The 25,211-nt window shown below is 71.3% G+C and carries 33 protein-coding genes and 1 pseudogene; 6 read left to right on the forward strand and 28 right to left on the reverse strand.

The genetic code is table 11. The features are described 5' to 3' along the window. Window positions 1–78: 78 nt before the first annotated feature. The 22 genes from ACWEBX_RS03295 to ACWEBX_RS03400 all read right to left on the reverse strand — a co-directional run bounded on the left by ACWEBX_RS03295 (window position 79) and on the right by ACWEBX_RS03400 (window position 14,264). Entirely contained in the window at window positions 79–447 is a 369-nt protein-coding gene (locus ACWEBX_RS03295; RefSeq protein WP_451883194.1) for a hypothetical protein, read from the reverse strand. Further along, window positions 444–650: a hypothetical protein gene (locus ACWEBX_RS03300; RefSeq protein WP_451883195.1), complete on the reverse strand. Its 207-nt coding sequence runs from the start codon at window positions 648–650 to the stop codon at window positions 444–446. Before ACWEBX_RS03300 ends, ACWEBX_RS03295 begins: the two co-directional genes overlap by 4 nt. 234 nt (window positions 651–884) lie before the next feature. Beyond that, complete coding sequence (locus tag ACWEBX_RS03305) at window positions 885–1,262, reverse strand: hypothetical protein (protein WP_451883196.1); 378 nt, start codon at window positions 1,260–1,262, stop codon at window positions 885–887. 69 nt (window positions 1,263–1,331) lie between these two features. Beyond that, window positions 1,332–1,559 (reverse strand): helix-turn-helix domain-containing protein, encoded by a 228-nt coding sequence (locus ACWEBX_RS03310; protein ID WP_451883197.1) that lies wholly within the window; start codon window positions 1,557–1,559, stop codon window positions 1,332–1,334. A 188-nt stretch (window positions 1,560–1,747) separates the two neighbouring features. Continuing rightward, window positions 1,748–2,101 (reverse strand): ASCH domain-containing protein, encoded by a 354-nt coding sequence (locus tag ACWEBX_RS03315; RefSeq protein WP_451883198.1) that lies wholly within the window; start codon window positions 2,099–2,101, stop codon window positions 1,748–1,750. Next, window positions 2,098–3,195, reverse strand: a complete 1,098-nt coding sequence (locus ACWEBX_RS03320) for a hypothetical protein (RefSeq protein ID WP_451883199.1) — start codon at window positions 3,193–3,195, stop codon at window positions 2,098–2,100. Before ACWEBX_RS03320 ends, ACWEBX_RS03315 begins: the two co-directional genes overlap by 4 nt. 137 nt (window positions 3,196–3,332) lie before the next feature. Further along, complete coding sequence (locus ACWEBX_RS03325; RefSeq protein WP_451883200.1) at window positions 3,333–3,779, reverse strand: hypothetical protein; 447 nt, start codon at window positions 3,777–3,779, stop codon at window positions 3,333–3,335. A 46-nt stretch (window positions 3,780–3,825) separates the two neighbouring features. Next, the gene (locus tag ACWEBX_RS03330) at window positions 3,826–4,167 is read right to left on the reverse strand and encodes a hypothetical protein (protein ID WP_451883201.1); all 342 of its coding nucleotides are present in this window, start codon (window positions 4,165–4,167) and stop codon (window positions 3,826–3,828) included. Between the two features lie 106 nt (window positions 4,168–4,273). Then, window positions 4,274–4,798 (reverse strand): hypothetical protein, encoded by a 525-nt coding sequence (locus tag ACWEBX_RS03335; RefSeq protein WP_451883202.1) that lies wholly within the window; start codon window positions 4,796–4,798, stop codon window positions 4,274–4,276. A 135-nt stretch (window positions 4,799–4,933) separates the two neighbouring features. Then, window positions 4,934–5,092: a hypothetical protein gene (locus ACWEBX_RS03340; protein ID WP_451883203.1), complete on the reverse strand. Its 159-nt coding sequence runs from the start codon at window positions 5,090–5,092 to the stop codon at window positions 4,934–4,936. A gap of 63 nt (window positions 5,093–5,155) precedes the next feature. Next, complete coding sequence (locus tag ACWEBX_RS03345) at window positions 5,156–6,694, reverse strand: DNA/RNA helicase domain-containing protein (protein WP_451883204.1); 1,539 nt, start codon at window positions 6,692–6,694, stop codon at window positions 5,156–5,158. Next, window positions 6,691–7,548, reverse strand: coding sequence for a hypothetical protein (locus ACWEBX_RS03350; protein ID WP_451883205.1), 858 nt, complete (start codon window positions 7,546–7,548; stop codon window positions 6,691–6,693). Before ACWEBX_RS03350 ends, ACWEBX_RS03345 begins: the two co-directional genes overlap by 4 nt. A 21-nt stretch (window positions 7,549–7,569) precedes the next feature. Beyond that, window positions 7,570–8,067, reverse strand: a complete 498-nt coding sequence (locus ACWEBX_RS03355) for a hypothetical protein (RefSeq protein WP_451883206.1) — start codon at window positions 8,065–8,067, stop codon at window positions 7,570–7,572. A 14-nt stretch (window positions 8,068–8,081) separates the two neighbouring features. Then, window positions 8,082–10,319 carry a hypothetical protein gene (locus ACWEBX_RS03360; protein ID WP_451883207.1) on the reverse strand — a complete coding sequence of 746 codons (2,238 nt, stop codon included), beginning with the start codon at window positions 10,317–10,319 and terminating at the stop codon, window positions 8,082–8,084. A 137-nt stretch (window positions 10,320–10,456) separates the two neighbouring features. Next, window positions 10,457–10,702 (reverse strand): hypothetical protein, encoded by a 246-nt coding sequence (locus tag ACWEBX_RS03365; protein WP_451883208.1) that lies wholly within the window; start codon window positions 10,700–10,702, stop codon window positions 10,457–10,459. Then, window positions 10,699–11,199: a hypothetical protein gene (locus ACWEBX_RS03370; protein ID WP_451883209.1), complete on the reverse strand. Its 501-nt coding sequence runs from the start codon at window positions 11,197–11,199 to the stop codon at window positions 10,699–10,701. The genes ACWEBX_RS03365 and ACWEBX_RS03370 overlap by 4 nt, the downstream gene beginning before the upstream one ends. 165 nt (window positions 11,200–11,364) lie before the next feature. Beyond that, window positions 11,365–12,516 carry a DUF2637 domain-containing protein gene (locus tag ACWEBX_RS03375; protein WP_451883210.1) on the reverse strand — a complete coding sequence of 384 codons (1,152 nt, stop codon included), beginning with the start codon at window positions 12,514–12,516 and terminating at the stop codon, window positions 11,365–11,367. Between the two features lie 30 nt (window positions 12,517–12,546). Then, window positions 12,547–13,023: a hypothetical protein gene (locus ACWEBX_RS03380; protein WP_451883211.1), complete on the reverse strand. Its 477-nt coding sequence runs from the start codon at window positions 13,021–13,023 to the stop codon at window positions 12,547–12,549. Continuing rightward, window positions 13,020–13,250 (reverse strand): hypothetical protein, encoded by a 231-nt coding sequence (locus tag ACWEBX_RS03385; RefSeq protein ID WP_451883212.1) that lies wholly within the window; start codon window positions 13,248–13,250, stop codon window positions 13,020–13,022. The genes ACWEBX_RS03380 and ACWEBX_RS03385 overlap by 4 nt, the downstream gene beginning before the upstream one ends. Continuing rightward, window positions 13,247–13,504 (reverse strand): hypothetical protein, encoded by a 258-nt coding sequence (locus ACWEBX_RS03390; protein WP_451883213.1) that lies wholly within the window; start codon window positions 13,502–13,504, stop codon window positions 13,247–13,249. Before ACWEBX_RS03390 ends, ACWEBX_RS03385 begins: the two co-directional genes overlap by 4 nt. Before the next feature lie 209 nt (window positions 13,505–13,713). Beyond that, window positions 13,714–13,926: a hypothetical protein gene (locus ACWEBX_RS03395; protein WP_451883214.1), complete on the reverse strand. Its 213-nt coding sequence runs from the start codon at window positions 13,924–13,926 to the stop codon at window positions 13,714–13,716. Next, window positions 13,923–14,264: a hypothetical protein gene (locus tag ACWEBX_RS03400; protein ID WP_451883215.1), complete on the reverse strand. Its 342-nt coding sequence runs from the start codon at window positions 14,262–14,264 to the stop codon at window positions 13,923–13,925. The genes ACWEBX_RS03395 and ACWEBX_RS03400 overlap by 4 nt, the downstream gene beginning before the upstream one ends. 414 nt (window positions 14,265–14,678) lie before the next feature. Here ACWEBX_RS03400 and ACWEBX_RS03405 point away from each other — a divergent pair, with 414 nt between their 5' ends. From ACWEBX_RS03405 to ACWEBX_RS03415, 3 genes are all read left to right on the forward strand, one after another. Next, entirely contained in the window at window positions 14,679–15,473 is a 795-nt protein-coding gene (locus tag ACWEBX_RS03405; protein ID WP_451883216.1) for a GntR family transcriptional regulator, read from the forward strand. Beyond that, on the forward strand, window positions 15,470–15,796 hold the full coding sequence (locus ACWEBX_RS03410; protein ID WP_451883217.1) for a hypothetical protein: 327 nt from the start codon (window positions 15,470–15,472) through the stop codon (window positions 15,794–15,796). The genes ACWEBX_RS03405 and ACWEBX_RS03410 overlap by 4 nt, the downstream gene beginning before the upstream one ends. Window positions 15,797–15,859: 63 nt before the next feature. Then, a complete protein-coding gene (locus ACWEBX_RS03415) occupies window positions 15,860–16,441 on the forward strand; it encodes a GIY-YIG nuclease family protein (RefSeq protein ID WP_451883218.1) in 582 nt (193 codons plus the stop codon). Window positions 16,442–17,081: 640 nt separating this feature from the next. Here ACWEBX_RS03415 and ACWEBX_RS03420 read toward each other — a convergent pair. From ACWEBX_RS03420 to ACWEBX_RS03440, 5 genes are all read right to left on the reverse strand, one after another. Beyond that, complete coding sequence (locus ACWEBX_RS03420) at window positions 17,082–17,807, reverse strand: hypothetical protein (RefSeq protein WP_451883219.1); 726 nt, start codon at window positions 17,805–17,807, stop codon at window positions 17,082–17,084. A gap of 213 nt (window positions 17,808–18,020) precedes the next feature. Continuing rightward, window positions 18,021–19,385, reverse strand: a complete 1,365-nt coding sequence (locus tag ACWEBX_RS03425; protein ID WP_451883220.1) for a replicative DNA helicase — start codon at window positions 19,383–19,385, stop codon at window positions 18,021–18,023. Window positions 19,386–19,465: 80 nt separating this feature from the next. Continuing rightward, window positions 19,466–20,521 (reverse strand): hypothetical protein, encoded by a 1,056-nt coding sequence (locus ACWEBX_RS03430; protein ID WP_451883221.1) that lies wholly within the window; start codon window positions 20,519–20,521, stop codon window positions 19,466–19,468. 282 nt (window positions 20,522–20,803) lie between these two features. Next, complete coding sequence (locus ACWEBX_RS03435) at window positions 20,804–20,995, reverse strand: hypothetical protein (protein ID WP_451883222.1); 192 nt, start codon at window positions 20,993–20,995, stop codon at window positions 20,804–20,806. Continuing rightward, complete coding sequence (locus ACWEBX_RS03440; protein ID WP_451883223.1) at window positions 20,992–21,255, reverse strand: helix-turn-helix transcriptional regulator; 264 nt, start codon at window positions 21,253–21,255, stop codon at window positions 20,992–20,994. The genes ACWEBX_RS03435 and ACWEBX_RS03440 overlap by 4 nt, the downstream gene beginning before the upstream one ends. 105 nt (window positions 21,256–21,360) lie before the next feature. Between ACWEBX_RS03440 and ACWEBX_RS03445 the strand changes: the two genes are divergently transcribed. Beyond that, entirely contained in the window at window positions 21,361–22,101 is a 741-nt protein-coding gene (locus ACWEBX_RS03445; protein ID WP_451883224.1) for a hypothetical protein, read from the forward strand. A gap of 24 nt (window positions 22,102–22,125) precedes the next feature. Here ACWEBX_RS03445 and ACWEBX_RS03450 read toward each other — a convergent pair whose 3' ends face one another. Then, the gene (locus tag ACWEBX_RS03450) at window positions 22,126–23,640 is read right to left on the reverse strand and encodes a recombinase family protein (RefSeq protein WP_451883225.1); all 1,515 of its coding nucleotides are present in this window, start codon (window positions 23,638–23,640) and stop codon (window positions 22,126–22,128) included. Between the two features lie 18 nt (window positions 23,641–23,658). Between ACWEBX_RS03450 and ACWEBX_RS03455 the strand changes: the two are divergent. Beyond that, window positions 23,659–23,844, forward strand: a pseudogene (locus ACWEBX_RS03455) (MBL fold metallo-hydrolase); the annotation flags it as partial. 348 nt (window positions 23,845–24,192) lie between these two features. Next, window positions 24,193–25,077: an ABC transporter substrate-binding protein gene (locus ACWEBX_RS03460; RefSeq protein ID WP_451883226.1), complete on the forward strand. Its 885-nt coding sequence runs from the start codon at window positions 24,193–24,195 to the stop codon at window positions 25,075–25,077. Window positions 25,078–25,211: the final 134 nt, after the last annotated feature.

Raw genomic sequence — 25,211 nt, forward strand, 5'->3', positions numbered from 1 at the left:
ACAGGCGCGGCCCCGTGACCTGGGGGGATGCGTAGCGCTACTGGCGGCCTACGGCCTCGATGTGTCCTTGTTGTGTAGTCAACCTGTAGCCCCTCCGTAGTCCCCTGTAGTCATGCAGGCGGTGAGGTCGTCGGGTGTCAGGCTGAGGTCTACGGGGTCGATGACGGTTGCCGGGATGTCGGGGAGCTGTGGGCGACGTCGGCGGGCGGGCGTGGCGGCTGGGGAGGACAGGGGCGGGAGGCTGCTGAGGGCGGCGCGTAGCTCTGGTGGCGCAGCGCCCGTGCGCCGGAGGACGTAGGCCCCGGCCTGTGCCTGGTCGCGGGCCCCCCGGGGAGTCGTGCCCAGGGCCGCGGCGAGAGTCCGGTAGCTGATCCCGGCGGCGGCGAGCTGGGCGGTGGTGGCGAGCCGGTCGGCGAGGGTGGCGGCGTAGGCCCGGCTGGGTCTCATACGGTGCTGTCCTCCGAGGGAGCGGGGGCAAGGCGGGAGCGCTGGAACTCCGTCTCCAGGGCCGCGAGGTCGTCGGCCGCCGTGGAGAGGACGTCCGCGGGGATCCAGTCGAAGGGCGCGGCGGGTGCCGGCGAATCCCGGGTGTCGTGCCAGGCGGTGACGCCGTGGCGCCGGGCGACCCGCTCCAGCCACGAATCCCGCATCCCGTTGCCGTACCAGGCCGACCGGGTGCCGGGCTGGACGGCGACGTAGAGGGCGGCGGCCGCGCGGCTGGACGTCCCAGCAGCGCGGGCAGGGATGGCCGGACACGCGGACGTCGGCGCGGTGCTGCTCGCCGGGGATGCCGCAGAGCCAGCAGTGCCGGGGTCCGGGCGGACGGGTCGGGACGATGCTGTCGGCAGGGGCGCGGCGGGGGGCGTTCATCGGTCGGGGTCCCTTCACGGGGTCGGTGTGGTCAGGTGGTCGACGGCCGCCGACCAGTCGGGGACAGCGGCCGGGGTGAGGACGTCCAGGGCCGGGGCCCGTTCGGTGAGGACTCCGGAGGCGACAGCCGCGGCCAGGTAGCGGACGGCGGACGCGAGGGGCAGGCAGCAGGCACGGGCGAGATCCTGGACGACGTCGCCGCCATTGAGGGCGCGCACGGTCCCGAGGGCGTCGGCCCGGTCGTGGGCGACGTGCAGCAGGACGTAGAACCGGGACTGACGCAGGAGCGCCGGCATGTCCATGGACCACCGGCGGGTGAGGAGTCCCAGGTACGCGGCGGCGAGAGCCCCGGCGGACTCGAGGGCGGTGCCCGTGACGGTGTGTGCGGGCATGGGCGGGCTCCTGTCGTCCTGGGGGCTCCCGGTCCATAACCAGCGGAGCAGCGACGGCGTGAGGGGCCGTCAGGGGGCAGCGGAGGCCGCCTCGTCGGTGACGTCGTCCCCGGTGCGGTGCCGGTCGATCTCGGAGCGGTGGATACGGACGCGGTGTCCGGACGGTCCGAGCCGCTGGACACGCATGTCGGGGTCGCTGCTGATCCAGCGGGAGACCGTGTTCACGTGGACCTGGAGGGCGGCGGCGAGCTGCGCGCGGGTCAGCCACTCCGGGGCATCGGCGGGGGCGGTGGTCATCAGGGTCTCCTCGATCGGTCGGGCGGGGCGCGGCTCACGCATCAGGACGTACCGGGACGTAACGCGTCGCAGCGGGCGGGCACCTTAGCTGATCCGGCCCGTCCGGTGCTTGGGCATGAAAAAAGGCCCCCAGCTGCTCCCCCTCGCTGTGGGCGAAGGGGGCGGCCGGGGGCCTGTTCTCTGCGGGGTCAGTCGACCAACTCGATACCGATGGCCAGGCATCCGAGCCGCTCCTTGTCGGGCGGGTAGATGCGCCGGATGTTGGCGAGCTGCTCCTCGCGGGTCGAGTCGGGGTTCACCTGGGAGGGGCCTTCGGTGTCGAGGAGCTCCTCGAACGACGCGTACTCGGCGACCCGGGTGACCCGGGTCAGGCATGACCGGTCGGTGTCCTTCACGGAGAACCGGATCAGGTCACCGGCCGTCAGGCCGTCGAACTTGGGGTACTTCACCCGGACCTCCCGGGACTTGCGTCCAGCGGCGACCAGGTCGAAGTACTGGGCGTACAGGTTCAGCTCGATGACGCGGGCTGAGGTGGTGCTCATGCAGTTGGGCTCCCTGTCGGTGCGGACATCAGCCGCGCGAGCTCCGCGGCCGAGTATGAGCGGAAGAAGTGCCGGGGGTGGGATAGGAACAGGTCCGCCAGGTCGAGAAGGCGGTCGGCGAACTCCCCCACGGTGCCGGGCCATTCCCGGGTGTCGAGCATCCAGGGCTCGGCCCCTGCGGGCAACGTGGCGGCCCCGGAGCGGATGAGGCTCTTGGACAGCTTGGCACCCGTCTCGGCGACGATCATCGGGCAGAACAGCCGGGCGGGGAGCTGGCCCCGGGTCAGGCCCACGGCCTGGTGCGCGCCGTCGACCAGGAGACTCCCGGGCATCCAGTCGGTGCCCTTGACCATCACCTGTAGGACGTCGCGCTCCTGGAGGGCGGCGAGCTCCTTGACCATGTTCCGGTACAGGGTGGCGAGGTCGAGGAACGCGCCGCCGTCGGGCGTGATCGTGGCCGTGTAGGGGCCGTGGTGCAGGCAGACCGCCGACACCCGGGCGAGACTCCGGCCGACCGGTTCCACGCGGGTGCGCTCGGCGTACTTCTCCGCCCACCCGCAGGACGGGCAGGGCACCCGCAGGTGCGGGACCCCGGTCGAGGGAGCCAGCCACAGGCGGGCGGCCTCCAGACGTGGCAGGACCCGCAGCCACGTCTCCCGGAACTGGGCCGTCTCCTGCTGCTCCGAGTAGGTCTCGACGTCGTACGGCACGCCCAGCCGCTCCGACAGGGCGTCGAACAAGGGGCGGTAGAGCGTGCCGACCAGGCTGGCGACGCCGTCCGTTCCGAGGGTCTGGGCGTAGGCCCGCTGGTAGCGCTGCCCCGATGCAGGGTCAGTGGTCAGTTCGTGCGGCGCGTTGTCCAGTGCCGAGAACCTGACCTCCACCGGGAGGCCGTGCCGGTCGCGGAGCCGGGCGGCCATGGCGAACGCCATCGACTGCACCAGCGAGGTGCCGGCGTGCGGGGCGCCGTTGATCTGCGTGCCCACCACCAGCGCGATCCGCTGCGGCTTGCTGGATTGGATGCGTGGTGCGAGGACGTCCTCGACGGCCGTCAGGGCGTTCGCGAGGACGGTGTTCGGGCTGATGAGCGTCATGGCTGCCTTGTCTCGTGTCGATGGGCTTCTGGCTGCGTGGGCCGGGCCGGTAGACGTGGACGGGCGTGGGATCACAGGAGGTGAAAGGCCCCGGCCGCGCCCTCAAAGAGGCGCGGCCGGGGCCTGGTGAGGCGGTGTCAGCGTGCGGCGACGAGCTGTCGGTCGCGGGTCGGGCACGGGACGTCGATGTCGCGGTGCGGGCAGCACACGACCGAGTACGAGGCGAGCAGCCTCGACTGCGTCCAGTACGCCCACACGACGTCGAGGCCGCGGGGCAGGGCATCCAGCGCGTACGACGCCTTCGTGTCGGCGTCGAGGTAGGCGATACCGCCGTCGGTGCGCTCGATCGGCTGGGCCGTGCCGTACAGGCCGGCCAGCCAGTCGACTGCGTCCCTCACGTCGGTCCAGGTGCCGGCCACCAGTCCGGTCCGCATGAGCGCGTGACCGGTCTGCATGGACGGGACCCGCGACGCTAGGAACGCGGCGGTCTGTCCGTCGCCTGGTCCCCGGCCGGGCCGCCGTAGTGCTTCCTTGCCGTACTCCTTGCCGGTGCCGATCCAGGGTCCGAAGCCGTGCCAGTGCAAGGTGTGTGTCCTTCCGTCGGGGAGTGGTCGGGTGGTCGGGGTGGGGTCACTCGGTTCGCACGGCCGGCCCGTCGCTGTCCGCCTGGTGGTGCTCGACGTCGGCCTCCTGGTCCTCGTCGTCGGGCGTGAGATGGCCGCAGTACTGGCACGTCTCACCCCAGCGGCAGTTATGCGTGCGTCCGGTGCACGTCGGACAGTTGCCGCGCTCCATCACGGGCAGGCCGCCGGTCGTGCAGGACGGACAACGAGTCGTGAGGCCGGAGGTGCTGACGTCCCATCCGGCCCGTCGGGCGGCGAATACGGCGGCGTCCCGTCCGAGCCGGGGCTTGGCGACGTGGAGCGCGACGCATCCCTCGTTGTCGCAGCTCACGGCGTAGTGCAATGACATGTCGTCCGTCCTGGGGTGTTGGTGAGTGCTGGTTGCGGCCGGTCGGCCTGCGAGGCCCTCGGGACGCCCGTGAGGGCGCGCTGAGGACCAGACGGGCGGGCCGGGCCTACGAGGGGCGGATGTCGTTGCGGTTGCGGGCGAAGGCGCCGCGCGCGGTGCTGTTGACCTCGGCCTTGTTCGTGACGGTGACCGGGCCCTTGTAGACGTTCGTGGTCCCGGAGCGCTTGGCCTTGGAGATGGCCGCGCCGATGGCGACGGCGGCGAGCGCGACCCCGGCGAACGGGGCGAGGAGGGCCAAGGCGAGGCTCTGCAAGCTCGGGACGGATACGAGGGCCAGGCCCTTGAAGGCGAGCCAGGCGGCGCAGCCCAGGCCAGTCGTCCCGGCGCCGATACCGAGGGAGGCGACCGCGATCCCGGCGGCCCACGCGGGCACTCGCCGGGTCTCGGGCTGGAGGACGGGTTCCGCGTCGCCGGTCTCGGGGACGTCCGTCTCGTCGCGGTACGAGGTGGTCGTGGGGACCGTCTCGGCGGCGGGCTCGTCGGGCTTCCAGGCAGCCAGGATGCGGCGGGCCTCGCGGGCTGCGTCATCGTCGCTGAGGGGCTGGGCGGGCGTACGACGGTCGTTGTCCATGGCGGGGTCCTCCCGGGGCGTGGGTACGGCGAGGGCCCCGGAGACGGCGCTCCGGGGCCCTGGGGGCGGTACGTGCACAGGCAGCAGGAAGGCCCGGAGCCAAAGTGTTCCGGGCCTTGCGGGTGTGACGGGCGGTCAGTCCTCGTCGTCGTCCGGCGTGGTGTTCTCTGAGCCGCATGACCAACACGACCAAACGGCCACGACCTCGTAATGGGTCGTGGACCAGAAGCCGCGGGCCTTGCCCTCGACGACGCAGGTGGCGCCGCAGCACCAGCAGATGAACTCGAACGGCATGGCCCCAGCGTGTCGGTGTCCGGGGGCGCAGGGGAAGGGCGTGCAGCGCCGGGTGATGGTCGGTCAGTCGTCCGAGGAGGCGGCGGGCAGGGCCCACAGGCCTCGCTCGGGCTGCTCCAGCTCGCCCGCCTGCTTCATGTCGGACAGGGTCGGCGCGATGTTCCGTACCTGGCGGCCGCCGTCGGCGTTCACCTTCTCCTGGAGGTCGTGCTTGTTCAGCGGTCCGTCCGCGAGGGCGCCCAGGATGCGGCTCCGGGTGGACGGTGAGCCCTTGCCCTTGGGCGGCGGCATGAGGCCGGCGCCCGGCGCGGTGGGGTCGAGCGTCGGCCCGGTCGGGGCTGTGGGAGCAGGACCGGCGGGTGGGGTGAGGCGCGGCTCGGCGAGGTAGGCGGTGGACTCCAGGTCGACTCCGGCGGCCTCCAGGCTTTCTGCGAGGACCTGCGCGGCCGCCAGGTCGTGCAGGGTGACCGGCCCGCGGCCACGGGCCGCGTAGGCGGGTCCGACGTAGTCCACGGATGCGGCTTCCAGTCGGGCGGGCTCCCCCGGGCCGTAGAGGTCGACGATCGCCGGGTCCAGGCCGTTGACGGGGACCGGGGAGCCGACCCGGAAGAACCGCATGAGCGCGGTCGGCCGGGGCGAGCCGAGGAGGTACGCCTGTCCGGCCGTGGAGGTCCCGGGGACGTCGGCGGCGGTGCGGTCGAATCGGGAGCGCAGGACGGGCGGGCCGCTGCGCCTTGGGATGGGCACCAGGTCCGCGCCGAGGGGCAGGAGGCCGTCGGAGACGAGCGCGGCCATCATGTTGGACGACCAGCGCAGGAGGACGACGTCGCCCTCTTTGAGCATGGCGCGCAGCGTGTCCGAGCCGCCCAGCTCCTCGATGTGGCCGGCCTGCGCGGCGATGCTGATGCCGACGCCGACCGACCGGCCGAGGCGGCCGATCTCTTTGATCAGGAACGCGGCCTCGTCGCGGTGGACGCTGCCTTCCTGGAGAAGCCGGTTCGCCTCGTCGATGCGGATGTTGACCAGCGGGTCCGGGTCACCGACGACGAAGTACGACCGGCCGAGGCGGGCGTACCGCTCGGTGCGGACCATGACCAGGCACAGGCCCGCGCGGAGCTGCATCATCGCTTCGTGCTCGGTGGTCGCCCGCCAGTCGACCTGTCCCCGGGCTTCCGGGACGGACTGGCCGCCCTTGAGGTCGGACAGCCAGGACACGATCCGGGAGCGCTTCTCGGCGGCGAGGACGAGCTGTAGGGCGCGGGACTTGCCCGCACCCGTGGTGCCGAACATCGCGCCGCGCTGCGCGCCCGAGCCGGGCTCGTACAGCCGCATCCGGGCGGCCGTGCCGTCGTGGTGCCGGCCGACGGTGATGAACCCCTCGGCATCCATCACCAGGTCCTCGGGGCGGGCGTAGCGCAGGTTCTCCAGCGGCGGACGCCGGTACGCCGTGATCAGCGCCCGGGACAGGCCGTCGGTCTCCACGGCCACGCAGGCCGGGTCCTTGCCCCCTAGGGCGGAGACCAGGGCGGCGTGGTTGTACGTGATCAGCTCACCGGGTCTCCGGGCGACTTCGATCTCTACGAAGTCGGGGGCGCGCTTCACTGGTCGTCGTCCTCCTGGTCGATGTATCCGGCGCGGACGGCGACGACCGTCGTTCCGGGCATGGCGGTCGGGGCGATCTTCTGCGTCCACAGCTCGGTGAAGTCCTCGGGTCCGCTGTTCGCGGTGGCGCCGACGCGGAGGCGGCGGTAGCCGGCGCCACGGCCCTTGACCGGGCCCACGGCGAACAGCTCCTCCTCGATGTCCATGAGGGCGGACAGCCGCGGGATGCTCACCTGCGGGACGGGCTGGCCGGGGACGTCGGCGACGATCCACGCGGCGAACTCCGTGGGCCCTACGGCGGCGATCCGCTCCAGATGGGTCCCGGTAGCCGGGCAGCCCTCCCCGGCGGCGTGCGCGGCCCACCAGGACGCCAGGCGCTCCTCCAGGGAGCCGGTCAGCGTGAGGGCCTGGCCCTGGACGGCGACGGCGTCGCCGATGTGCTCGTAGACGACGGCCGCCGTCTCCGTGCCGACGGCCTCGGCTGCCCAGTCGCGGGCCTGCTGGGAGGGGCGCAGCCACCAGGTGAGGACAGTCCATCCGGCGGCCGCCAGGGCCTCCCACCAGCGGACGCCGGGGGCGAACTGGAAGGCGATGGTTCCGGCGGCGCAGGTGAGGGCCGGGGCGGCGTACATGGTGCGCAGCCAGCCGGGCGCCGCTTCCCCCGCCGGGGCCATGGAGATCAGGTAGCCGCCCCCGGCCGCGGCAGCGGCGGCAGGCAAAGCGACGGCAGCGGCTTCGGGGACCACGAGCGAGGCCGCCAGGACGGCGGCCCCTCCCACGGTGCCCACGCGCCCGGCGGCGTCTCGGGTCTGTCCGACGACGGTGCGCACACGGTCGAGCGAGGGCAGCGGCACGGCAGTGCCTCCTTCCTGGGGTCAGCGGTTGCGGTAGAAGTTCCGGTTCGCCATGGGGACCGTCATGGACGTCGCAACGTCGTTGACGGCCCCGTAGTCGCCCTCGTGGGCGGCCTTGGCCTGGCCGAACATCACGGACATCTCGTCGACCGTGTTGGCCATGCGCTGGGCGCGGGCGAGGGAGGCGCGCATCACCGTCGCGGCGTCGCGGTGCTCGCCCACGGTGTCGGGGTCGACGGCCGGGCGGAGGTTCGCGGCGAGGTCGGCGAGGTTGTCGACGCTCTTGGCGCAGTCGCCGATGTAGCGGTACGTCTCGCGGACCCGGGCGCCCACGCCACGCAGGGCGAGGCCGGCGGACGCGAGCTTGGCGACCATGGCCGTGAACTGGACGCCGTAGCCGACGGCGGCGACGACGGCCCCGGCCGCACCGGCGGCCGTGGAGGCGACGCCCCCACCGCTGTCCTGAGCGGCGGGGGCGAGGCCCTGGTCGGGGGCGGGAGCAGGAAGGTTGTCCGACATGGGCAGGGGGCTCCTTATCCGTGGTACTCGACTTCGGCCGGGGCGGCGTGCCCGTGGTCGCGGGTGGTGTCGGCGAGGAGCTTGTGCCGGGCGGCCGCGTTCTTGCCCGCCGCACTGATCGCCTCCGAGGCGGCCGGGAGCGACTTGGCGAGTGCGTCGGCGTCGGTCGCCAAGGCGGCGGCCTTCTCCTGGAGGCGGCAGGCGTACCGGTACAGGGCGCCCGGGATGCGCAGGCGGACGATCGTGGCCTTGAGGTCTTCCATGTGCCCGACCAGCGCGCGGGCCGCCTTGGCGTCCGCGTGGGCGGTGTCGACGCGGGCGACGATCTCCTCCGCCGCATCTTCGTCGGCGTCGAGCAGGTCGTAGATCGTCAGCTCGGACGCTCCGCTGTCGTAGACGGGGCCGGCCATGGCGGCGACCCCTTCGGCGATGGCGGACGTTGTGGCGGGCAGGTCGGTCACGGGCGCTGTCTCCTTGCTCTCGGGTGCGGCCGCGGTGCGGGCCGCCGGGATCGGGATGGGATCGGGGTCGACCAGCTCGGCGACGTCGACCAGGACCCATCCGCCGTCCACGCCGCGCAGTGGCTCCCACGCCTGTCCGGGCGGGGTGTCCGGCGGCGGGGTGTCGCCCTCGGCGACGACCAGCTCGGGCAGTTCGGCGGTCGCGGTCGCGGTGTCGTCGCTGTCCTCGCGTTCCACGACGACGGCGTACGGGTCGGTGATGGCCGGGGGCGGGATGAGGGGGCCGTGCCCGACCCACGGGCCGCCGCCGGGACCCGGGCCCCAGGTCGAGGCGCCGGGGCCGCTGGAGGCCGTTCCGGCGCCCGTGCTGGGGCTCGGGGGCGTCGGGCCCGGGGTAGGCGTTGACGAGCCTGTGGTGGACCCGGCGGACCCCGCAACGGCGGCTGCTGCGGCCTGCTGGCGGCGCTCCCAGCGCGCTTCGGCCCGAGCGGCGATCCGCTCCCACCGTTCGCGGGTCCAGCGGCTGGTGTGCCGGGCGACGAGGCGGCCATGCCGGTTGAGGTAGCGGCCCGTCTTACGCGCGGCGGGTGGAGTGACCCGGGCGAGGTACCGGCCGCCACGGCGCACCAGGCGGCCGCCACGGCGAGCCGTGCGCACCGTGGCCCGGCGGGCAAGGGCACGGGCCTTGGCTCCCCGGGTCGCCGGCGTTGCCGCCGACGTCTTGGTCGCCGGGCTCTTGGACCCGCCCCCCTTCCCCTTGCCGCCCTTGCCTTTTGGGCTGGTCGACGGGGGCGAGGTCCTGGTGCCCTTGCCGCTCTTGGGCCCCTTCGGGCCCTTGCGCTTGCTGCTGGTCGACGGCCCCGAGCTGCCCGACGACGAGCCGCCGCCGCTGGACCCGGAGCCACCGCCCGAACCGCTGCCCTTCGGCTTGCGGAGCTTCAGGCCCTTGGGGCCGTGGGGCGTCTTCCCTCCCCCGTCCCCGCTGCTCCCGGATCCTTCAGAGCCGCCGCCGTCGCGGTTCTTGCGCTTACGGCGGCTGCTGGGCGGTGTCGACTCGGAGCCACTTCCGTGACCGCTGCCTGAGCCGGGGCCCTTCCTGGTCTTGCTGCTCGGGCCGGTGCCGCCTTTCCCTCCGTCCGCCGCTGTGGGCGGCCTCGAGGCGCCCCCGCCGGAGCGGGTCGTTCCCGCGCCGCGCGAGCCTGTTCCGGAAGAACGGAACGTCGCCGGGGCGCGGCCTCCGCCGCTGCCCGACCGGCCTCCGCTGCTTCCTCCGCTTCCGGCGCCGGGGCCGGCGCGTCCTCCCCCTCGCGGCGCGCGGCCGAACTCGGGACCGGAGGGCACCCGGTGGCCGCCCGCCCCGCCCGTCCCCCTCGCCTTGGCGGCCTGCTCACGCACCGTGCGGTGATGCTCCGACCGGGCCCGGCACCAAGTGGCGAACGCAGCCGAGCCGCGCAGGCACGCCACAGTGATGGCGGAGACGACCATCACCCCGAGCGTGGCGGCCTCACGGGCGGTCATCCCGCCGTCCTGGTGGACGGTCTCCACTTCGTCGTCGGCCTGGTCCTCGTCGTCGGCGGCGAGCGCGGGCAGCGTGAGGGCGAGGGGCGGGGCGAGCCGGGCGCCCGCGAGAGCCGGGAACGCGGTCACCAGGGATTCCGGTTCCGGGTCGGTGGGCGGCGCCGGCGGTGCGGCGGGCGGGTCGGCGGTCGTGGTGCCGCCGCTGATGGGAGGCCGAAGTCCTCCGAAGGTCGGGAACGGGATCACCCGGCCGTCACCGTCATCACTGGACATGATCGTTTGCCCCTCCTTCTGGGGGTTGCGAGGGTTGACAGAGAGTGAGCGGCCGGGCATCCTCGCGCGCGCACGCCGTGCGCTTGCGTTGGGGCCCGGCGAACCCGGGATCCGGGCTGAAGAAGAAGAAAAAGAATTCACCGTGTGTGATCGCCGGGCAGGGCGCGTTGGGTGTCGACCGCCCATGCGTGCAGCGCCTCGGAGAGGCTCCGCCAGATCGGATGGTTGGGGTCCCGCCCCGCCGCCTTCGCGGCGGCGGAGCGGGCCAGGTCGTACATGACGGCCGCGAGCTGCTTCTCGTCGCTCGCGGCCGCCTGCCGTCCGTTCCAGAACTCGGCCTGATTCCGCTTCGTCTGGTCCGCCGGGCGGGGAGGGGCGGTCACTTGGCCTCCTTGAAGAGGTCGCCCCACGGCGTCACCGGGCGGGCCGGGGCGGTCTGCTCGGTGTCGTGGTCCCCGGGCTGGGCGGGGAGCTGGGCGCGGTGGGCGATGGCTGCGGCGAGGCTGTTGACCGGCGCGGCCGTCGGCATCGCCTGGCCGGCCTTCTGCAACTCCTTCATGGCGGCCTTGCGCTCGCGGGCCTCGGGCAGCTCGATGCACACACGCCGGTACGTGCCCTTGAGGCTCTGGGCGTCGTCGACGATGCTGCGCGCCCGCCGGGCCATCGATCGGAGCGAGGCGGCGAGCTGCCACGCGTGGTAGCGGGCGGCGATCTTGCCGTCACCCTCGATGGGGTCGGCGACCATGTCGCCGTAGACCTCGCGGGCGAGGACGTCGAACTCGTCGGCGTAGCGGCGGAACAGTTCGCGCACCTGCTGCGCGTACGTCTCCACGCCTTGCTGGGTGAGCAGGTTGTCGCTGGTCCAGCGGTCAGCGCTCACGTGGGCGCTCCTCTCGGGATGGCGATTCGGTCGGGGGTGGGCTGGCGGTCCCGCTGCCGCGCCCGGCCCCTTGGGGGCAGGCCGGGAACGGCGGAGGCATCGCCAGACGCGGCGAGGGACGGCCCGGTCGGGCCGCCCCTCGGTCGTCTGCTGTGTTGCGTGCGGTCAGGCGGCGTCCACGCCGACGAGTTCGGCGGGTCCGCCGGCCTCCTCGGCGGGGTGTTCGCGGTCGGCCTGCTCACGGTGTTCGCGGGCTCGCTCGGAGACCCAGGCGACGGACCAGCCGGTGCGGCGGGAGAGTTCGCGAACACCCATGCCGTCGGTCACCCCGGAGGCGATGACGGCGAGCGCTTCGGCCTCCGGGAGCTTGTCGTCCGTGGTGTTGGCGGACGCCAGGGGCGCCGGGGTGCGGCGCTGTTCGCGAACACCCGGGGACGCTTGTCCGCGAACACCTGCCGACTGTTCGCGGCGGGCGGCGCGTTCCTGCTTCGCCTGCTCGCGCAGCGCCTCCGCTTGTGCCTGCTCCTCCTTCACCTTCCGCTCCCTGGCCTCGCGCTCCTCGCGGGCGCGGTCCTCGCGCTCCTGCTGCTCACGGCGCTCCCGGTCCTCGCGCTCCTGCCGGTCCCGACGGGCGCGCTCCTCCCGATCCCGCTCCTGGGAGGCCTCCCACTCGCGCTGTTCGCGCTCGGCGTCCCGCTGTTCACGCTCCACCCGAAGCTGGTGTTCGCGGGCCTCCCTCGCGGCCTGTTCGCGGCCGAGGCGTTCCTGTTCGCGCTCATCCCGCTCCCGCTGTTCGCGGGCCTCGCGCTCAGACCGTTCGCGCTGTTCGCGCTCCTCGCGTTCGCGGCGTTCGCGGTCGGCTTCGGCGGCCTGTTCGCGGGCGATGCGGTCGAGGGCCCGGGTGATCGCGCGACGGTATGAGAGGGCGGCTTCCGCCGTGAAGATCAGGAGCAGGGGGGCGACCGCATGAACGGCCACGCCGACGGCGTCGCCCTTGAGTGCGCTGTCACCGATGTTGAGGGCGAGCGTGAACACTCCGGTGAGCCAGCGCAGCGCATCGGGCCACCGTCCGCCCTTCTCTCCGAGTCGGGACACCGTGGCGTCCAGGCGGACGACGATGACCACTGCGGCGTCAACGACGATCGGCAGGATCGGGGCCGTCCAGTCCCACGTCTGCGAGGTGACCCGCTGCACGAGCGGAGTCACGGTCAGGACGCTGAACAGGACGGCACCGAAGGTGATCGTCCAGGTTCCGGCGGACAGGGTCCGCTCGATGGATCGGAGCTGCGCGGGCGTGAGGGCCGCGAGCTGTTTCACGGGATACCTCCGTCGGTCTCGTTGGGGTGGTCAGCGGGTGGCGGCCTGGTCGGTGGGAGCGGGGAGAGCGTCGTCAAAGCCGAGGACGATGGCCGCCAGGTCGAAGGGCCGGCCGGGCTCCAGGCCGCGCGCCTTGGCGTCGGCGTACAGGTCGCGCAGGAGCCGGTAGGCGAGCGCGCCCCGGACCGCCCCGCCCGAGGCGGCGTCGGCGGCGTCCCGGAGGCGGACAACGTCGGCGCAGATCTCGTCCAGCTCCTTCCGGGCGGCGGCCTCGACCTGGTCCCGGCCGGTGCAGGCGGCGTCACGGTCCCGCTCGGCCTGGATGCGGTCGGCGTGGGCCTGGGCGCTCTGGCGGAGCTGGGTCTCCAGGTTCTCCGCGCGGATCGCGGCGTCGTTCGCCGAGCCGGCCTTGGCGTTCGCGATGTCCAGCTCGTGCTGAAGGTCGGCCGCCTCGGCCTCTCGGGCGCGTAAGGCGGCCAGGGTGCGGGTGCTGACGATGCGGATCATCGGGGCCTCCGGGGGGAGCGACTGCGGGACGGGCGGGCGGACAGGAGTAGGGAGAGCGCGGCCAGGACCGCGAGGTAGCTCGACAGGCACGTGAGGATCGCGTGCAGGGACGGGGCCACCATGGCGATCAGGAGCCACACGGTGCCGTGGACGGCCAGGAGCCCGAGAAATCCGGCCTGCCGGACGGTGAGATGCCGGGGACTCCGGGACTGGTGGTCGGGGGTCATGGACGGCCTTTCGCGAGGTCGCGGGCGAGGGCGACGTATCCGAGCTGGATGGTGGCCGCCTCGGCAGCGAGAGCCGCGGTGCGCGCCTCCCGCAGGTGCTCGGCCGTGAAGCCGATCAGGGCCAGCCGGTTGGCGTCCTCGGAGACGTCGACCGGGGGCACCGCCCCGACCTGGTCGGCCGGGGCGGGCTGGCGAGGCAGCGAGACGGGACCAGGCCCGGGGTGGGGCTGACGAGGTCCGGGGAGGCTGGTCACCGGGTCACCGGCCCTTCCGGGCACGGATCGCGGCGTCGGCTGCGCGGACACGGCGCAGCGCCTCGTCCACATCCGGGTCGGAGCCGCCGGGGACGGTGCGGGCCGCGCTGGTACGGTCGGACACTGCTTCCTCCTGGTTCGGTGATTCGGTCGGGTGGAGCTCGGCACGGCCCCCGGACTACGGCGCTCGAACGCCCCGGGGGCCGTCGTCATGACGGGGTGCCGGCCGCGCGATGGCGGGGGCAGGTGCACGGCGGCCACCCGGTGAGGGAGTCGCGGAGCCGGGTGAAGTCGTCGGCCCGCCACTGATGCGGCACCGCGACAGCCGACTGACCGGCGGGGGTGCGGACGCCGTCGGAGCCGACGCGGCTGACAGCCAGGCGCAGAACGGAGGCGCCCTCGGGGTGCCGTCCGGCGCTCACCGGACGACGCCCTTGGCGATGGCGGCCTCGACGAACGCGATGCGCTCCATCGGGCTCGTGCCCGGCGCGACACGCAGCAGCGTCCGGTGCCGGCCGAAGCGGGAGACCCGGGCCGGGCAATGCGCGGGCAGCGTCTGGTCGACACAGACCAGAACACCGGCCTGCGCGATCAGGCAGTGAAGGCGGGCGGTCTGCGCCTGCCGGGTGGACGGGGTGTTGGCCATGCGGTCCTCCAGGGACAGCGAGAAGGCCCCCAGCCGGATGCCGGGGGCCAGCGGTGCCGAGAAGTCGCCGCCCGGCACGACCCGCGAAGCGTGCGGGAGGTGCTGGACGGCCACGGCTCGGAGCCGGGGTGCGATCTCTGCCTTGGGTCACCCGACGCGCGAGGCCGGCCCCGAAGGGCGGGCAGGGCTCCGGCCCCCAGTGGTGGCGGGGCGGGAGGCAAGGTGCGTGCTGATCACGTCGGGCAGGCGGGCTTGTCGCAGATGCCTGATCCGGGGGCCCGTTGGAGCGGTCGCCGATGGTGCTGGTCTCCGCTGCGGGGTGCCCCGGTGCTGGTCTCTGTGGAGTTGAGAAGGAACTTCCGCGCTTCCTTCGAGGCCGCTCTCGCTGTCTCTCCGGGCGTAACGCACTGGCACAGCCCGATGACCAGGCGTGCACCATTCCTGGCTTAAGTAGAGCACTACACTTAACCTTAACGCAAGTACTACACTCAAGAACGCACCGATGGCATCAGGACCAGGAGGAAGCCGATGGTCAGGCGGAAGGGTCGCCCTGGCGGCTACGAGGAGATCGCCGCTCATTTCCGGGGGCTGATGGACGCAGGCGAGTTGTCGCCAGGCGACCCGCTGCCATCCATGCGGGAGGTGCGCGAGCAGTTCGGCGCAGCGATCACCACGGTGAACCGGGCCTTCCGACTACTCCAGGAGGAAGGCCGGACGGTGTCCAAGCCCGGTGTGGGCACGGTCGTCCGGGGCGCGTCCCGGGTCCGCATTCCGTTCAGCGCCTTCCCGGAGTCGCTGAAGCCCGGGGACAAGGGGCCGTGGGAGCGCGCGACAGCGGCGCAGGGGCTGGACGGACGCATGATCGTCATGGGGCACGAGGAGGTCGCGGCTCCGGCGTACGTGGCCGAGCGGCTCGGCATCGAGCTTGGAGCCCGCGTCATGCATCGGCGGCGTCACGCCACGGTGGGCGAGGACGTCGTACAGCTGCAAGACGCCTGGTACCCGCTGGACGTCGCGCAGGCCGCGGGCCTGGACGGTCCGGGAAAGGTCGTCGGGGGTGTCCTCCAGGCGATGGAGAGTGCCGGCCTGCGGCCCTCGAAGGCGGAGCACCGCGTCACGTCGCAGGTACCGACAGCGGACCAGGCTTCCGAACTTTCCCTCGACGCACGGGAGTCCGTGCTGGTCGTCGACCGCATCACTCACGACGTCAACGGCCGTGTCCTGGAATTGGTCCGCCACACCGCCTCTGCTGACAGGCTGGAGCTGGTCTACGACGAGTTGCCGCTCATCAGGCCCAACACGCAGAGGAGCACGCCGTCATGAACGAACTGGACACGGCCAGCGCGGCCGCGCAGGAGACATTAGAGCGGTCGGCGGAGGAGCTGGTACGCCTCCAGGTCGTGCGAGAACTACGCGCAACGCACGGCCTCGTGTACCGCTCACTGGACGGGATGGAGCCGCCTTACCTGGTCGCGTGGGACGGCCGGTTCGTCGGCGAGATCCACCGCCGAGGACCGAGCCACCTGCATAGCTGGTTCGTCCTGCCGTACGACGAGGATGAACAGCCGGTCGGCGAACCCGACTACAGCGGCACGCCGTTCGGTACGGCGCGAGCCGCGGCAGCGACGCTGAAGCCCGGCAAGTAGGCGCTACCCATCCGCACGGCTCCTGGCTTCGGTCAGGGGCCGTCCGCCGTTCTAAGGATCACCGTGGCCACAGAGCAGCAGCGGTCGAGCGAAGTCGTCTACCTCATGGGCGCCGAAAGCCTCGATCTGGTGAAGATCGGCACTACGACAGACGTGACCAGGCGCCTCCGTACGATGCAGACCGGCCTGCCGTTGACCCTGTCCGTGCTGTGGACGTGCGAGGGCGGCCGTGCGCTGGAACAGGCCCTTCACGCGGAGTTCCGGCAGTTCAACCGGCGAGGCGAATGGTTCGACCTGACCAGCGTCGGGGACCCGATCGCCGTCGTGAGCGACGCAGTGCGCAGGCTCGCGCCGAAGTTCGGACTCCCCGTCCCGCCGCCACGGACCTCGCCGGACGCATTCGATGCGCCGGTGACCGTCATGGTGCCTGGATGCGTACGACTTGAGCGGACGCTAACCTCCCGCCCCCTGACCTGGTACGAGTGCGAGGACTTCGGTCTCTCGCAAGCCGCCGTGGTTCCGGCGATGGTTTTTCGAACCGTTCAATACGGCGCATCCGACGAGGTCCTGGCCGTGACTCAGACCCTCGTGCAGGGTGAGCATGGAGTGCCAGTGGACATCCCGGTTCGCGGCGGGGACTGGTGACAGCCTGACCGCATCCGTAGCGACGGTTGCGCCCCCGCTCCAGGGAATCGGAGCGGGGGCGCTGTCGTGTCCGGAGGCCATCCGGCTGCGCCTGGCCCTCGAGGACCTTCGCCGCCGACGGGCTCCTCGGCCTGGTCCCCGTCATGCAGCGGGCGTCGACCGAAGGAGTCAACCTCGCCTTGCTCGGCGACGGTGAGCTGGGAAGCTATGGGGATTCCTCTCGGTGTGCGCCCGATCCGTCGCCCTGTGTGACCGCGTGCGGGCCGCGCAGAGGGCTCGGGGGGATGGGGGTCGGGCGGGGGTGATCGTCGCCGTACGGGCCGCCCAGCGCCTCCGTGGAGGGTCTGGGCGACGGGGCGTCGGCGTGTAGGGTCTCGCGGCTCGTGTCGGACATGGGTCTTGCGACCAGTGTGTCTGTCCGCAGTCTCACGTTGTGTCGGACGCTCGGAGTCTCAGTTTCGTGTCGGAAAACGCCGTCGGCGCGGACCGCTGAACTGCTGTCCTGTCACGTCGCGCCTGTCAGATGTCGAGCCCTTGACCTGCTGGGGTGCCAGATCGTTTGCAATTGCTGAGAGCCGGTGTTCTCAGGCGCCCTGACTTTCGCGGAAGTCTCATTCGCGATAGAGGCAGAATCGGGCACTCAGGGCTGCAGAGTGTCTCGGGCATTCTCGTACATCCATGTCGTTCCTGCGCGGCTGAAGAAGCAGTCGGCGAACTTCAGGGCGCTGTTCCATGCCCAGCTGGTGCAGCCGTGTCCGAGGCACCTTTCCGGGAAGTACGGGTTCAGGGAGTCGGCGTAAAAGGGGTTCGGCGTGAACTTCCGCTCCATGAGCTGAACCACCAACTTGTCCTGGTCAGTACTTTGTCGCTCGTCGCTGTGCTCGGGGCGCCACTGAGGTTTGTAGTGAACCAGCGCGTTGCGCAGCCTCATGAGCAGAGCTGCTTCGCTGAACGGACGGGCGCCACGGTTGAATTGCTCCCGCCCGAGCAACTGCAGCACCTTCCGATATCGCTCAAGCGTATTGGACTCCTTCGAAAGGTCCTCGCCAGCGGCCGTGATCCGCTGCCGTTCGTTCAGCTCCAGTCCTGTCCGAGCTTCGGCGCCTTCGACGTGTGATAGCTCGTCTCTTGAGGCCGTGAGGATGAACTCGTTGATGCATGCCTCGATGAAGGCTCCGGACGCGAGCACGGAAGTTGTCGCATAGGAACGGTGGTCCGACCTGGTACCGATGGGCACTGTGTCTTCCTCAGCGGAGCTCGGTGCCAGGGCTTCCAGTTCGCCGCACTTGCGGGAGAGAGAGCTCGCGGCGCGGGCGTGGTCCAAGGAAAAGTAGTGCCAGGCCGAGATCGGTACACCATTGTCCATGAGGCCAAGCGTAGACGCGACGCGTCCGGATACCACCTTTCAGTCAGGTGCCGCAGCGAGAATCCGGCACCGCGAATGAGAGCGAGTGAGAATCCGACAGCTTCAATGCGACAGGATAACTGCGGTGTCTCGCCACGATGTCGGATCCGACTCGCATCCGACATCGACCCGTGAGATTCCGACGCGGGAAATGAGATCCCACACGGCGGTGGATCACATGCCAGCCATGTCGTGGAAGCGCGAGTAGTGGAGCTGGGCGCCGACCGTCGTGGCCGTGGTCGGCCCGAACCGGTTCTTCTCGACGACCAGGTCGGCCTCGCCGGCGCGTGCTGACTCCTTGTCCTCCGCGTCCGGCCGAACGACCTTGATCACGACAGATGCGTCGTTCTTGATCGCCCGGGACTCGCGCATCAGGCCGTCGTCGTTGAGCTGGGACAGGGCGATGACGTGGCAGTGCAGCTGTACGGACAGGTTCTTCAGTCCGCGGGATACGGCTGCGATGGCCTGCTCGCGGGTTGTGTTGCGGCCGTGCTCGACCTCGACGAGCTGGATGTAATCCACGACGAGGAGGTCCAGGCCGTCGCCGCGCACGCACGCCCGTGCTGCTGACCCGATGTCGCCCAGTGCTGCGCCCTCGGGCTGGTAGACGCGCAGCGGCAGGGTCTTGAACAGGTCCACGCCGAGGCGCTGGACGGTTTCCCAGCCGCTCGGGGTGAGGCCGCCCTGATGCGTGAGGTGGTGCAGCGCGACTTTGCCCTCGGCGGCGACGATCTTCTGCATCAGCTCGGTGGCGCTCATCTCCAGGGAGGAGAACATCACCTTCGCGCCGGTCTTCGCGGCGGCGACGGCGCAGTTGAGCGCGAGGGTGGATTTTCCGACGCCGGACTGGGCAGCGATGACGGTGACGTTACCGGGCTGCATGCCCGAGGTGAGCGCGTCCAGGTCAGCGAATCCGTAGGTGAGCCCGGTCTTCTTTCCGTCCTGGATCTCTTCGAGGTCGGCGATGAAGTCGAGGTACAGGTCGCCGACGGCGGGCGGTGCCTCGTGTACGCCGGGGACGCCCGCCACGATCTCGGTGAGCTGCTGCTCGACGAGTTCGCGGACGTCGTGCTCGTCGCCGGTCTCGCTGTAGGCGTGCTCCAGGATGCGGCTTGCTGCGCTGATCACGGTGCGCCGGTATGCCTTGGCCCGGACGATCTCGGCGTACTGCGCGCCGTTGGCCGCGGTGGCGACGGCCTGGATGCAGGCGTGCAGGTAGGGGGCTCCGCCGACGCGGGCGAGGTCGCCGGCCTCGGTGAGCGCGGCTGTGATGGTGAGGACGTCGACGGGCTCGCCGGCCTCGTGCTGGGCGCAGATGACGCGGTGGATCGTGGCGTGTGCGGGCCGGTAGTAGTCACCGGGCGCGATGCCGGTCTCCAGCGTCTCGACGAAGTACCGGTGTGACGCCTCGGTCGGGCTGCCGGACATCAGCAGCACCCCCAGGGCCGCTTGCTCGGCGGCGAGGTCCTGGGGAAGTACGCGGGTGAAGGCGGGTGCCTCTGCGGAGGCCGTGCTGGGCTGCTGCGGGCTGGTGGACACTGGTGGCTCTCCTGGTCGGATGCGTCGGGCAGGGGATACGCGGGCCGCTCCCGGGCATGGGTGCGGCCCGCACTGGCGTGTCAGGCAGGGACTGCGAGGGCGCACTCGACGCAGCGCCCCTTGTAGCGGGCCGGGTGGTCCGGGCAGCGCTCGCGGCTGCTGATGGTCGGCGACGGCGCGGGCGGCAGATCGCCCAGAGCGCGCCCGTACAGGCCGGGCAAGGCGCCTCGGTGGTTGATCCGGGAGACGTCGACTCGTTCACCCAGCTCGGTCCGCAGGGTCTCGGGGTTGTAGCCGTCAGCGAAGGCGGCCTCTACGAGCGGGGCGAGGGTGCAGGCCGTCGAGCGGCCGAGTCGTCCGGGCAAGGCGAGCACGAAGGCGACGGTGCTTTCATCCGCTTCCGCCTCTCGCTGCGGGGGGATGCCTTCGCTCGCAGCGCCGGTCTCTCTCTCCGCTGGCGCCTCCGCACCGCTGCGGCCGGTGGGGCCAGAGAGAGAGTCTTTAACAAGAGTCTTCTTCCTAATAAGAGCCCCCGCCTGACCGGGGGTCGGTCGACCGGGGCCCGGAAACAGGGAGGTCGGTCGCGGCCTCGAATCTGCTGGGTTCTCGCCGGTCTCGACACTCCCGGAAGCGGCGTTTTCGCAGGTCGCACCGACACCCGCATTTCGGGGGGCCGGTCGGGCCGGGGTCGGTGATGGTGCGTCCTTGCGCGGATCGAGGTACTCGGGCTCGATGCGGACAGCCTTGACGTTGCCGCCGTCGATGACCTCCCGCAGCATCTCCGCGACGTCCTCGCGAGTGTGAGGGATCGAGTCGACGCTGAAGGTGGTGAACCAGGACCCGCCCCGCTTCACGACCGTGGCCCCGGTCGTCTCATCGACCACGACCTCCGATACCGCCCGCTGGATTTTGAACTTCACGACCATCGCGGCCTCAACGAGCGCACGCATAGCCTTGCTGAGCGCAGCCTCGCCCTCGGTGTACTCCCTAGTGAGCAGTTCGACGTTGACCTCGTCGCCGTCCTTGGCGCGGACCAGCCTGGTAAGCAAGCCGATCGACAGGATCGAGGGCAGGGAGTCGATCGCCTCGTTGTCGATGGAGGCGAACCGCGCCGGACGGCTTGGGCGCTTCCTCATCGGGCACCTCGGGCGAGGGCCAGGGCGCGATGAGCGGCGACGGAACGGGTGGTGGGCTGGTCGTGCATGATGGCCTCACGGTTACGAGGACCCGCATCGCTTCCCACGTGGGCGACGTGAGCGGTGCGGGCCGTTCCACCGGCGGCCCAAAACCAGCCCGGATTGTTGGAGCGGACCGCCAGGCCCGCTAGGGTGTAGCGCATCGAAGGCACTCCTGTGGGGTGCTGAGAGAGGCCCGGCGACTGTGAGAGGGAGCCGGGCCTTTCGCATGTCTGCTTGCGGCTATGCGGCATCAATGTCCGCCTCGGTGGCCGCGCGCTGCGCAGCCAGGTCCAGGGCAGGCCGGAAGACGGTGCGCAGTTCGGCGATCTCCGGTCCGGTGAGTGGGGGCCGGGATGCGACGAACTCGGCGATGAACGCCTCGACGTCCTGGCCTGCAGCCGGTGAACACCAGCCGTCCGGAGTGGAGTTCACGCGGCGGCTGCCTTCAGGGCCGTGAGCGCTTCCACATACCGAGCCAACTGCTCCTTGCGGGGATAGCGGTCTCCCGCCTCCCACGCGGTGATTGCCTGACGCGAGACACCCACGATGTCGGCGATGTCCTGCTGGGAGAGGCCGACGGTTTCCCGGATGTTCCGGCGCTGCTCCGGGTCGGGGAGTTCACCGCGAAGACGGGAGAGTTCGCTGCGAACACGCATGCGCGAGTTGATCCGCGCGGTAACTGTGGCGGTCATGTGGCCATGTTGCAGCATGGTGGATCATGAAGTCAATCACCTTGCAACATGGTGAGTTACTGCCTGGTGTTTGCGTGCACCAATGCACCTGGTGATCGTTGGAACATGCCCACCGCACCTCTCCCTGACGACGTCCTCCGAGCAGCCGCGCAGGCCTACGCCGGCATGCCGATCACCCTCGGCGAACTCACCAGGGACGGGACCCGGCTGTTCTCCTACAAGGAAGGGGCCCTGACCGTCACCGGCGAGGCACGCCTGTCCGGCCAGACCGTCCAGCTCACACGCCTCGAAGTCCGGCCCACGGACCCCGCCGCAGCGCTGACCGCCGCCCAGGTGAAGGGACTTCCGTTCGGGCGTGTCGTGAGTTCCCTACAGACGCTCCTGGCCCTCAATGAAGGCCGACTCCCGGCGGGACCCGCAACCCGCCCCGAGAAGCCTGAGAGCCCGCGCCGCGGTGGCCGCCCCGCCATCACCGACGACCTGCTGCGGCAGCTCGCAGAGGCGTACCTGGAGGAAACCGCGGAGGGGGCACCGTCCGGCCCCTTGACGCGGGTCGCAGCCCGGTTCGACCGGCCGACGGAGACGATCCGCACTTGGCTCGCCCGAGCCCGCAAAGAGGGATGGCTCGCCCCTGCGGTGAAAGGCCGCGCCGGGGGCGAACCGGGGCCGAGGCTGCTCGTGTACCGGATGGCCCAGGCTTCCGGCGTGGCTGCCCCCGAAGTTGGATTGCACATCCCTGACGACGAGACAGACGCGGAGAAGGAAGCACGCGAGCAGCGGCTGCACGACTTCGCCGAGGACGCGGGCAAGCTCTGGGAACAGATCAGGAGTTCCGACAGCGAGTGATCTCTCCGGGCGTGTACGGGCGACTCAGTCGGCCGCCCGCGCCCACTGAAGGGCGATGGTGGTCTCGTCGAACCCCGGGCCCCGCCGCGCTACCGGGAACACCCTCAGCCGCAGCCCCAGACCGTCCAGCACCCGCCGCTTCTGCGACACCTCCAGAGCCTCCCAGGACTCCTCTGCACGCGGCCCTACGAGGCCGTCGAACGCGTCCAGGTCGAACGTCGGCCGCAACCGGCGCGCTTCGCCCTGAGCCTCCGTGATCTGGCTCGCCAGCTTCGCGGTGATGCGCCGCAACTGCTCGCGGGTGATGGCCCCGTCCGCGTAGTCGTCCGCAGCCGCCTCCTGACGAGCCTTCAGCCCTTCAGCCCGCTCCAAAGCCGCCAGAGCCGCCGAGTCGTCGCCACGGAAGACGTCGGCCGCCTCGGGCCGCGACAGCACCCCCACGACGACGCGCCTCACGTACTCGTCGAGGGCTTCCTCATTACGGCCGACGCAGCCACTCGCGTCGCAGACGTACGTCGGCTGCTTCCGACCCCGCTTCGCATTCCCCCGCAGCGCGACCCGGAACACCGCCCCGCACGGCCCGCACGTCGCCACCTCACCCCACGACAGCAAGTGCTTCCGCGCACCAGGCATTTCCCGCACCACAGCCCGGTCAGCAAACAGGTTCCGCAACTGCGCGTACTGCTCGTCCGTGATGAGCGCAGGCCAGGCCGCTTTGTACTCGACGCCCTGGTGGACGCGGAGTCCCACGTTCGCCGGCCGCATTGCGAGCTTCTTCACGCTGGTCTTGTTCCACAACGACCCGTCCGCGTTCTGCCCCACCGCCCGCCGCTTGAGCTGCATCCCCGCACCCGGCGCCGGTACCTTGCGCTCGTTCAGGTCCGCTGTGATCCCGAGGAGGCTGGCTCCGGACAGCAGGCGGCCGACGATGTCACGGACCACGGCGGCCTGCACGGGGTCCTCGACGTCATGGAAGCCGCAGACCTGGCCCCGGGCGTCGTACTCGTACTGACGCCGCCACCCGTACGCGACTGCCCCGTTCGCCCGGCCCTCCTGGGCGCGCTCCAGAGCGGCGCGCGCCACACGCTCACTCTTCACTTCGGACTCAGCGGTGTCGGACTCGCCGAGGTTCGCGAGCTGCGAACGATCCGACGCCTTCGCCATGTTGAACAGGCCACCCGACTCAAAGGCGACCCAGCACCCCGCCTGGCGCAGGTCCTCGATCGCCTGGGCGCGCTCGACGCGGCGCCGCCACACACGCGACGGGTGGTAGCCGGCCACCACGACACGGACACCCGGCTCCCGGGCGGCCTCGATAGCATCGGCCATCAACCGGTCGTATTCGGGGCGTTCCTCACCCGAGTGAGCGGAGACATCATTCTCGACGTACTCGCCGCCGATCTCCCAGCCGTTCTCCTGGGAGAACGTCCTCAGGTCGCCCATCTGCCGTTTGACGCCCCGTCGGCGGTCACGCGGGTCCTCGGAGATCCGCGCGTACAGGAAGACGATGGTGCGGCGCGGGAGCGTCAGAGTATTCACGGGACAGGACCCTAGGGCTTCCCCGGCGGCGTGGGCAACACGCGCAAGGACCCGGAGGCCTTCGCGCGGCTCATCCACGACGTCGAGACGAGGATCTTCGACGTACTGCCGGACGAGACCTGGGTGTACCCCGGCCACGGCAACGACACGACGCTGGGCGCCGAGCGTCCGCATCTGCCCGAGTGGCACGCGCGCGGGTGGTGAACAAGAGCACGGGCGTCACGCGGGGCGCGAGGCCTCGCGTGCGCCCCGTGTGAACCGAGCGCACACGCTGGTGCCCCACACGCGCTCCCTTGTCCTTCACCGGTGCAGTCCACTGGAGGCGGCCCCGCGCAGGATGACGGCTCCTGGGCGGCAGGGCCGCCGGCCCCCGATCCCGCCCTCGGCCGGCGGCCCCGGCCCCACTCCCTCGCCGCCCCGGCGATGACCGGACCGGGTGCGCGGGACGGCTGTGACCGCAGTGTTCACAGGACTGCAACACGCATTCCCACCATGCGGACAATGACCGCTGCGACCTGGACAGTTGGCCTCGTTCGCTGCCACTCTCCGGCCATGTACCGACCCCAGCGCGCCCTGCGCCCCGTCGCCTCCGCCTGCACCGTCGCCCTGCTCGCCCTCGCCGTCGGCTGTGCCCCGCAGCCGGAGAGCGAGGCCTCCGGCAAAGCCTCCGGGAGCACCGCCGGAAGCTGCGCCAAGGGTTCGTTGAGCACGCGGACCGCCGGCAGGCTCACCGTCGCCACGGACGAGCCGGCGTACGAACCATGGTTCAAGGACGACAAGCCCGCCAACGGAAAGGGCTTCGAGTCCGCGGTGACCTACGCCGTGGCGAAGCGGCTCGGCTATGCCGACGCCGATGTCGTCTGGCAGAGCGTGCCCTTCAACAAGGCCTTCGCCCCCGGTGCGAAGACCTTCGACTTCGACATCAACCAGGTGTCCATCAGCTCCGAGCGCCGGAAGGCCGTGGACTTCTCGTCCGGCTACTACGACGTCCGCCAGGCGGTCATCGCGCTGAAGGGCTCCAAGGCCGCGAAGGCGACGAGTCTCGCGGACCTCAAGGATCTGAAGCTGGGCGCACAGGTCGGCACCACCAGCCTGGACTACATCGACGACGTGGTGAAGCCGACCCGGCAACCGGCCGCGTACGCGAAGAACGACCAGGCCAAGTCCGCCCTGAAGAACGGCCAGGTCGACGCCGTCGTCACCGATCTGCCGACCGCCTTCTACATCACGGCCGCCGAGGTGACCGACGCGAGGATCGTCGGGCAGTTCGAGAACAGGGGCGGCACGCCGGAGCAGTTCGGGCTCGTCCTCGACAAGGGGAGCGCGCTGACCTCCTGCGTGACGAAGGCGGTGGACGCCCTGCGCGCGGACGGCACGCTCGCGAAGATCGAGAAGCAGTGGCTGTCCGAGGCGGTCGACGCCCCGGTGCTCAAGTGACGGCGATGACGGAGCAGCCGGGAGAGGACGCCTCCGGCGGAGAGACGTCCTCGGAAGGCGGGCGCGGCGGGGACGTGCTCGGAGCGGAGGTGCCCGAAGGAAGCCCGCCCGGACGGGACCTGCCCGGTGGAACG

The organism is Streptomyces sp. NPDC005070, from assembly GCF_053600395.1.

Excerpts from the sequence above, each read along its gene's own strand:
- ACWEBX_RS03295 (WP_451883194.1), bottom strand. The coding sequence starts at position 447 with ATGAGACCCAGCCGGGCCTACGCCGCCACCCTCGCCGACCGGCTCGCC.
- ACWEBX_RS03300 (WP_451883195.1), bottom strand. The coding sequence starts at position 650 with ATGCGGGATTCGTGGCTGGAGCGGGTCGCCCGGCGCCACGGCGTCACC.
- ACWEBX_RS03305 (WP_451883196.1), bottom strand. The coding sequence starts at position 1,262 with ATGCCCGCACACACCGTCACGGGCACCGCCCTCGAGTCCGCCGGGGCT.
- ACWEBX_RS03310 (WP_451883197.1), bottom strand. The coding sequence starts at position 1,559 with ATGACCACCGCCCCCGCCGATGCCCCGGAGTGGCTGACCCGCGCGCAG.
- ACWEBX_RS03315 (WP_451883198.1), bottom strand. The coding sequence starts at position 2,101 with ATGAGCACCACCTCAGCCCGCGTCATCGAGCTGAACCTGTACGCCCAG.
- ACWEBX_RS03320 (WP_451883199.1), bottom strand. The coding sequence starts at position 3,195 with ATGACGCTCATCAGCCCGAACACCGTCCTCGCGAACGCCCTGACGGCC.
- ACWEBX_RS03330 (WP_451883201.1), bottom strand. The coding sequence starts at position 4,167 with ATGTCATTGCACTACGCCGTGAGCTGCGACAACGAGGGATGCGTCGCG.
- ACWEBX_RS03335 (WP_451883202.1), bottom strand. The coding sequence starts at position 4,798 with ATGGACAACGACCGTCGTACGCCCGCCCAGCCCCTCAGCGACGATGAC.
- ACWEBX_RS03340 (WP_451883203.1), bottom strand. The coding sequence starts at position 5,092 with ATGCCGTTCGAGTTCATCTGCTGGTGCTGCGGCGCCACCTGCGTCGTC.
- ACWEBX_RS03355 (WP_451883206.1), bottom strand. The coding sequence starts at position 8,067 with ATGTCGGACAACCTTCCTGCTCCCGCCCCCGACCAGGGCCTCGCCCCC.
- ACWEBX_RS03360 (WP_451883207.1), bottom strand. The coding sequence starts at position 10,319 with ATGTCCAGTGATGACGGTGACGGCCGGGTGATCCCGTTCCCGACCTTC.
- ACWEBX_RS03380 (WP_451883211.1), bottom strand. The coding sequence starts at position 13,023 with ATGATCCGCATCGTCAGCACCCGCACCCTGGCCGCCTTACGCGCCCGA.
- ACWEBX_RS03385 (WP_451883212.1), bottom strand. The coding sequence starts at position 13,250 with ATGACCCCCGACCACCAGTCCCGGAGTCCCCGGCATCTCACCGTCCGG.
- ACWEBX_RS03405 (WP_451883216.1), top strand. The coding sequence starts at position 14,679 with ATGGTCAGGCGGAAGGGTCGCCCTGGCGGCTACGAGGAGATCGCCGCT.
- ACWEBX_RS03410 (WP_451883217.1), top strand. The coding sequence starts at position 15,470 with ATGAACGAACTGGACACGGCCAGCGCGGCCGCGCAGGAGACATTAGAG.
- ACWEBX_RS03420 (WP_451883219.1), bottom strand. The coding sequence starts at position 17,807 with ATGGACAATGGTGTACCGATCTCGGCCTGGCACTACTTTTCCTTGGAC.
- ACWEBX_RS03430 (WP_451883221.1), bottom strand. The coding sequence starts at position 20,521 with ATGAGGAAGCGCCCAAGCCGTCCGGCGCGGTTCGCCTCCATCGACAAC.
- ACWEBX_RS03440 (WP_451883223.1), bottom strand. The coding sequence starts at position 21,255 with ATGACCGCCACAGTTACCGCGCGGATCAACTCGCGCATGCGTGTTCGC.
- ACWEBX_RS03445 (WP_451883224.1), top strand. The coding sequence starts at position 21,361 with ATGCCCACCGCACCTCTCCCTGACGACGTCCTCCGAGCAGCCGCGCAG.
- ACWEBX_RS03460 (WP_451883226.1), top strand. The coding sequence starts at position 24,193 with ATGTACCGACCCCAGCGCGCCCTGCGCCCCGTCGCCTCCGCCTGCACC.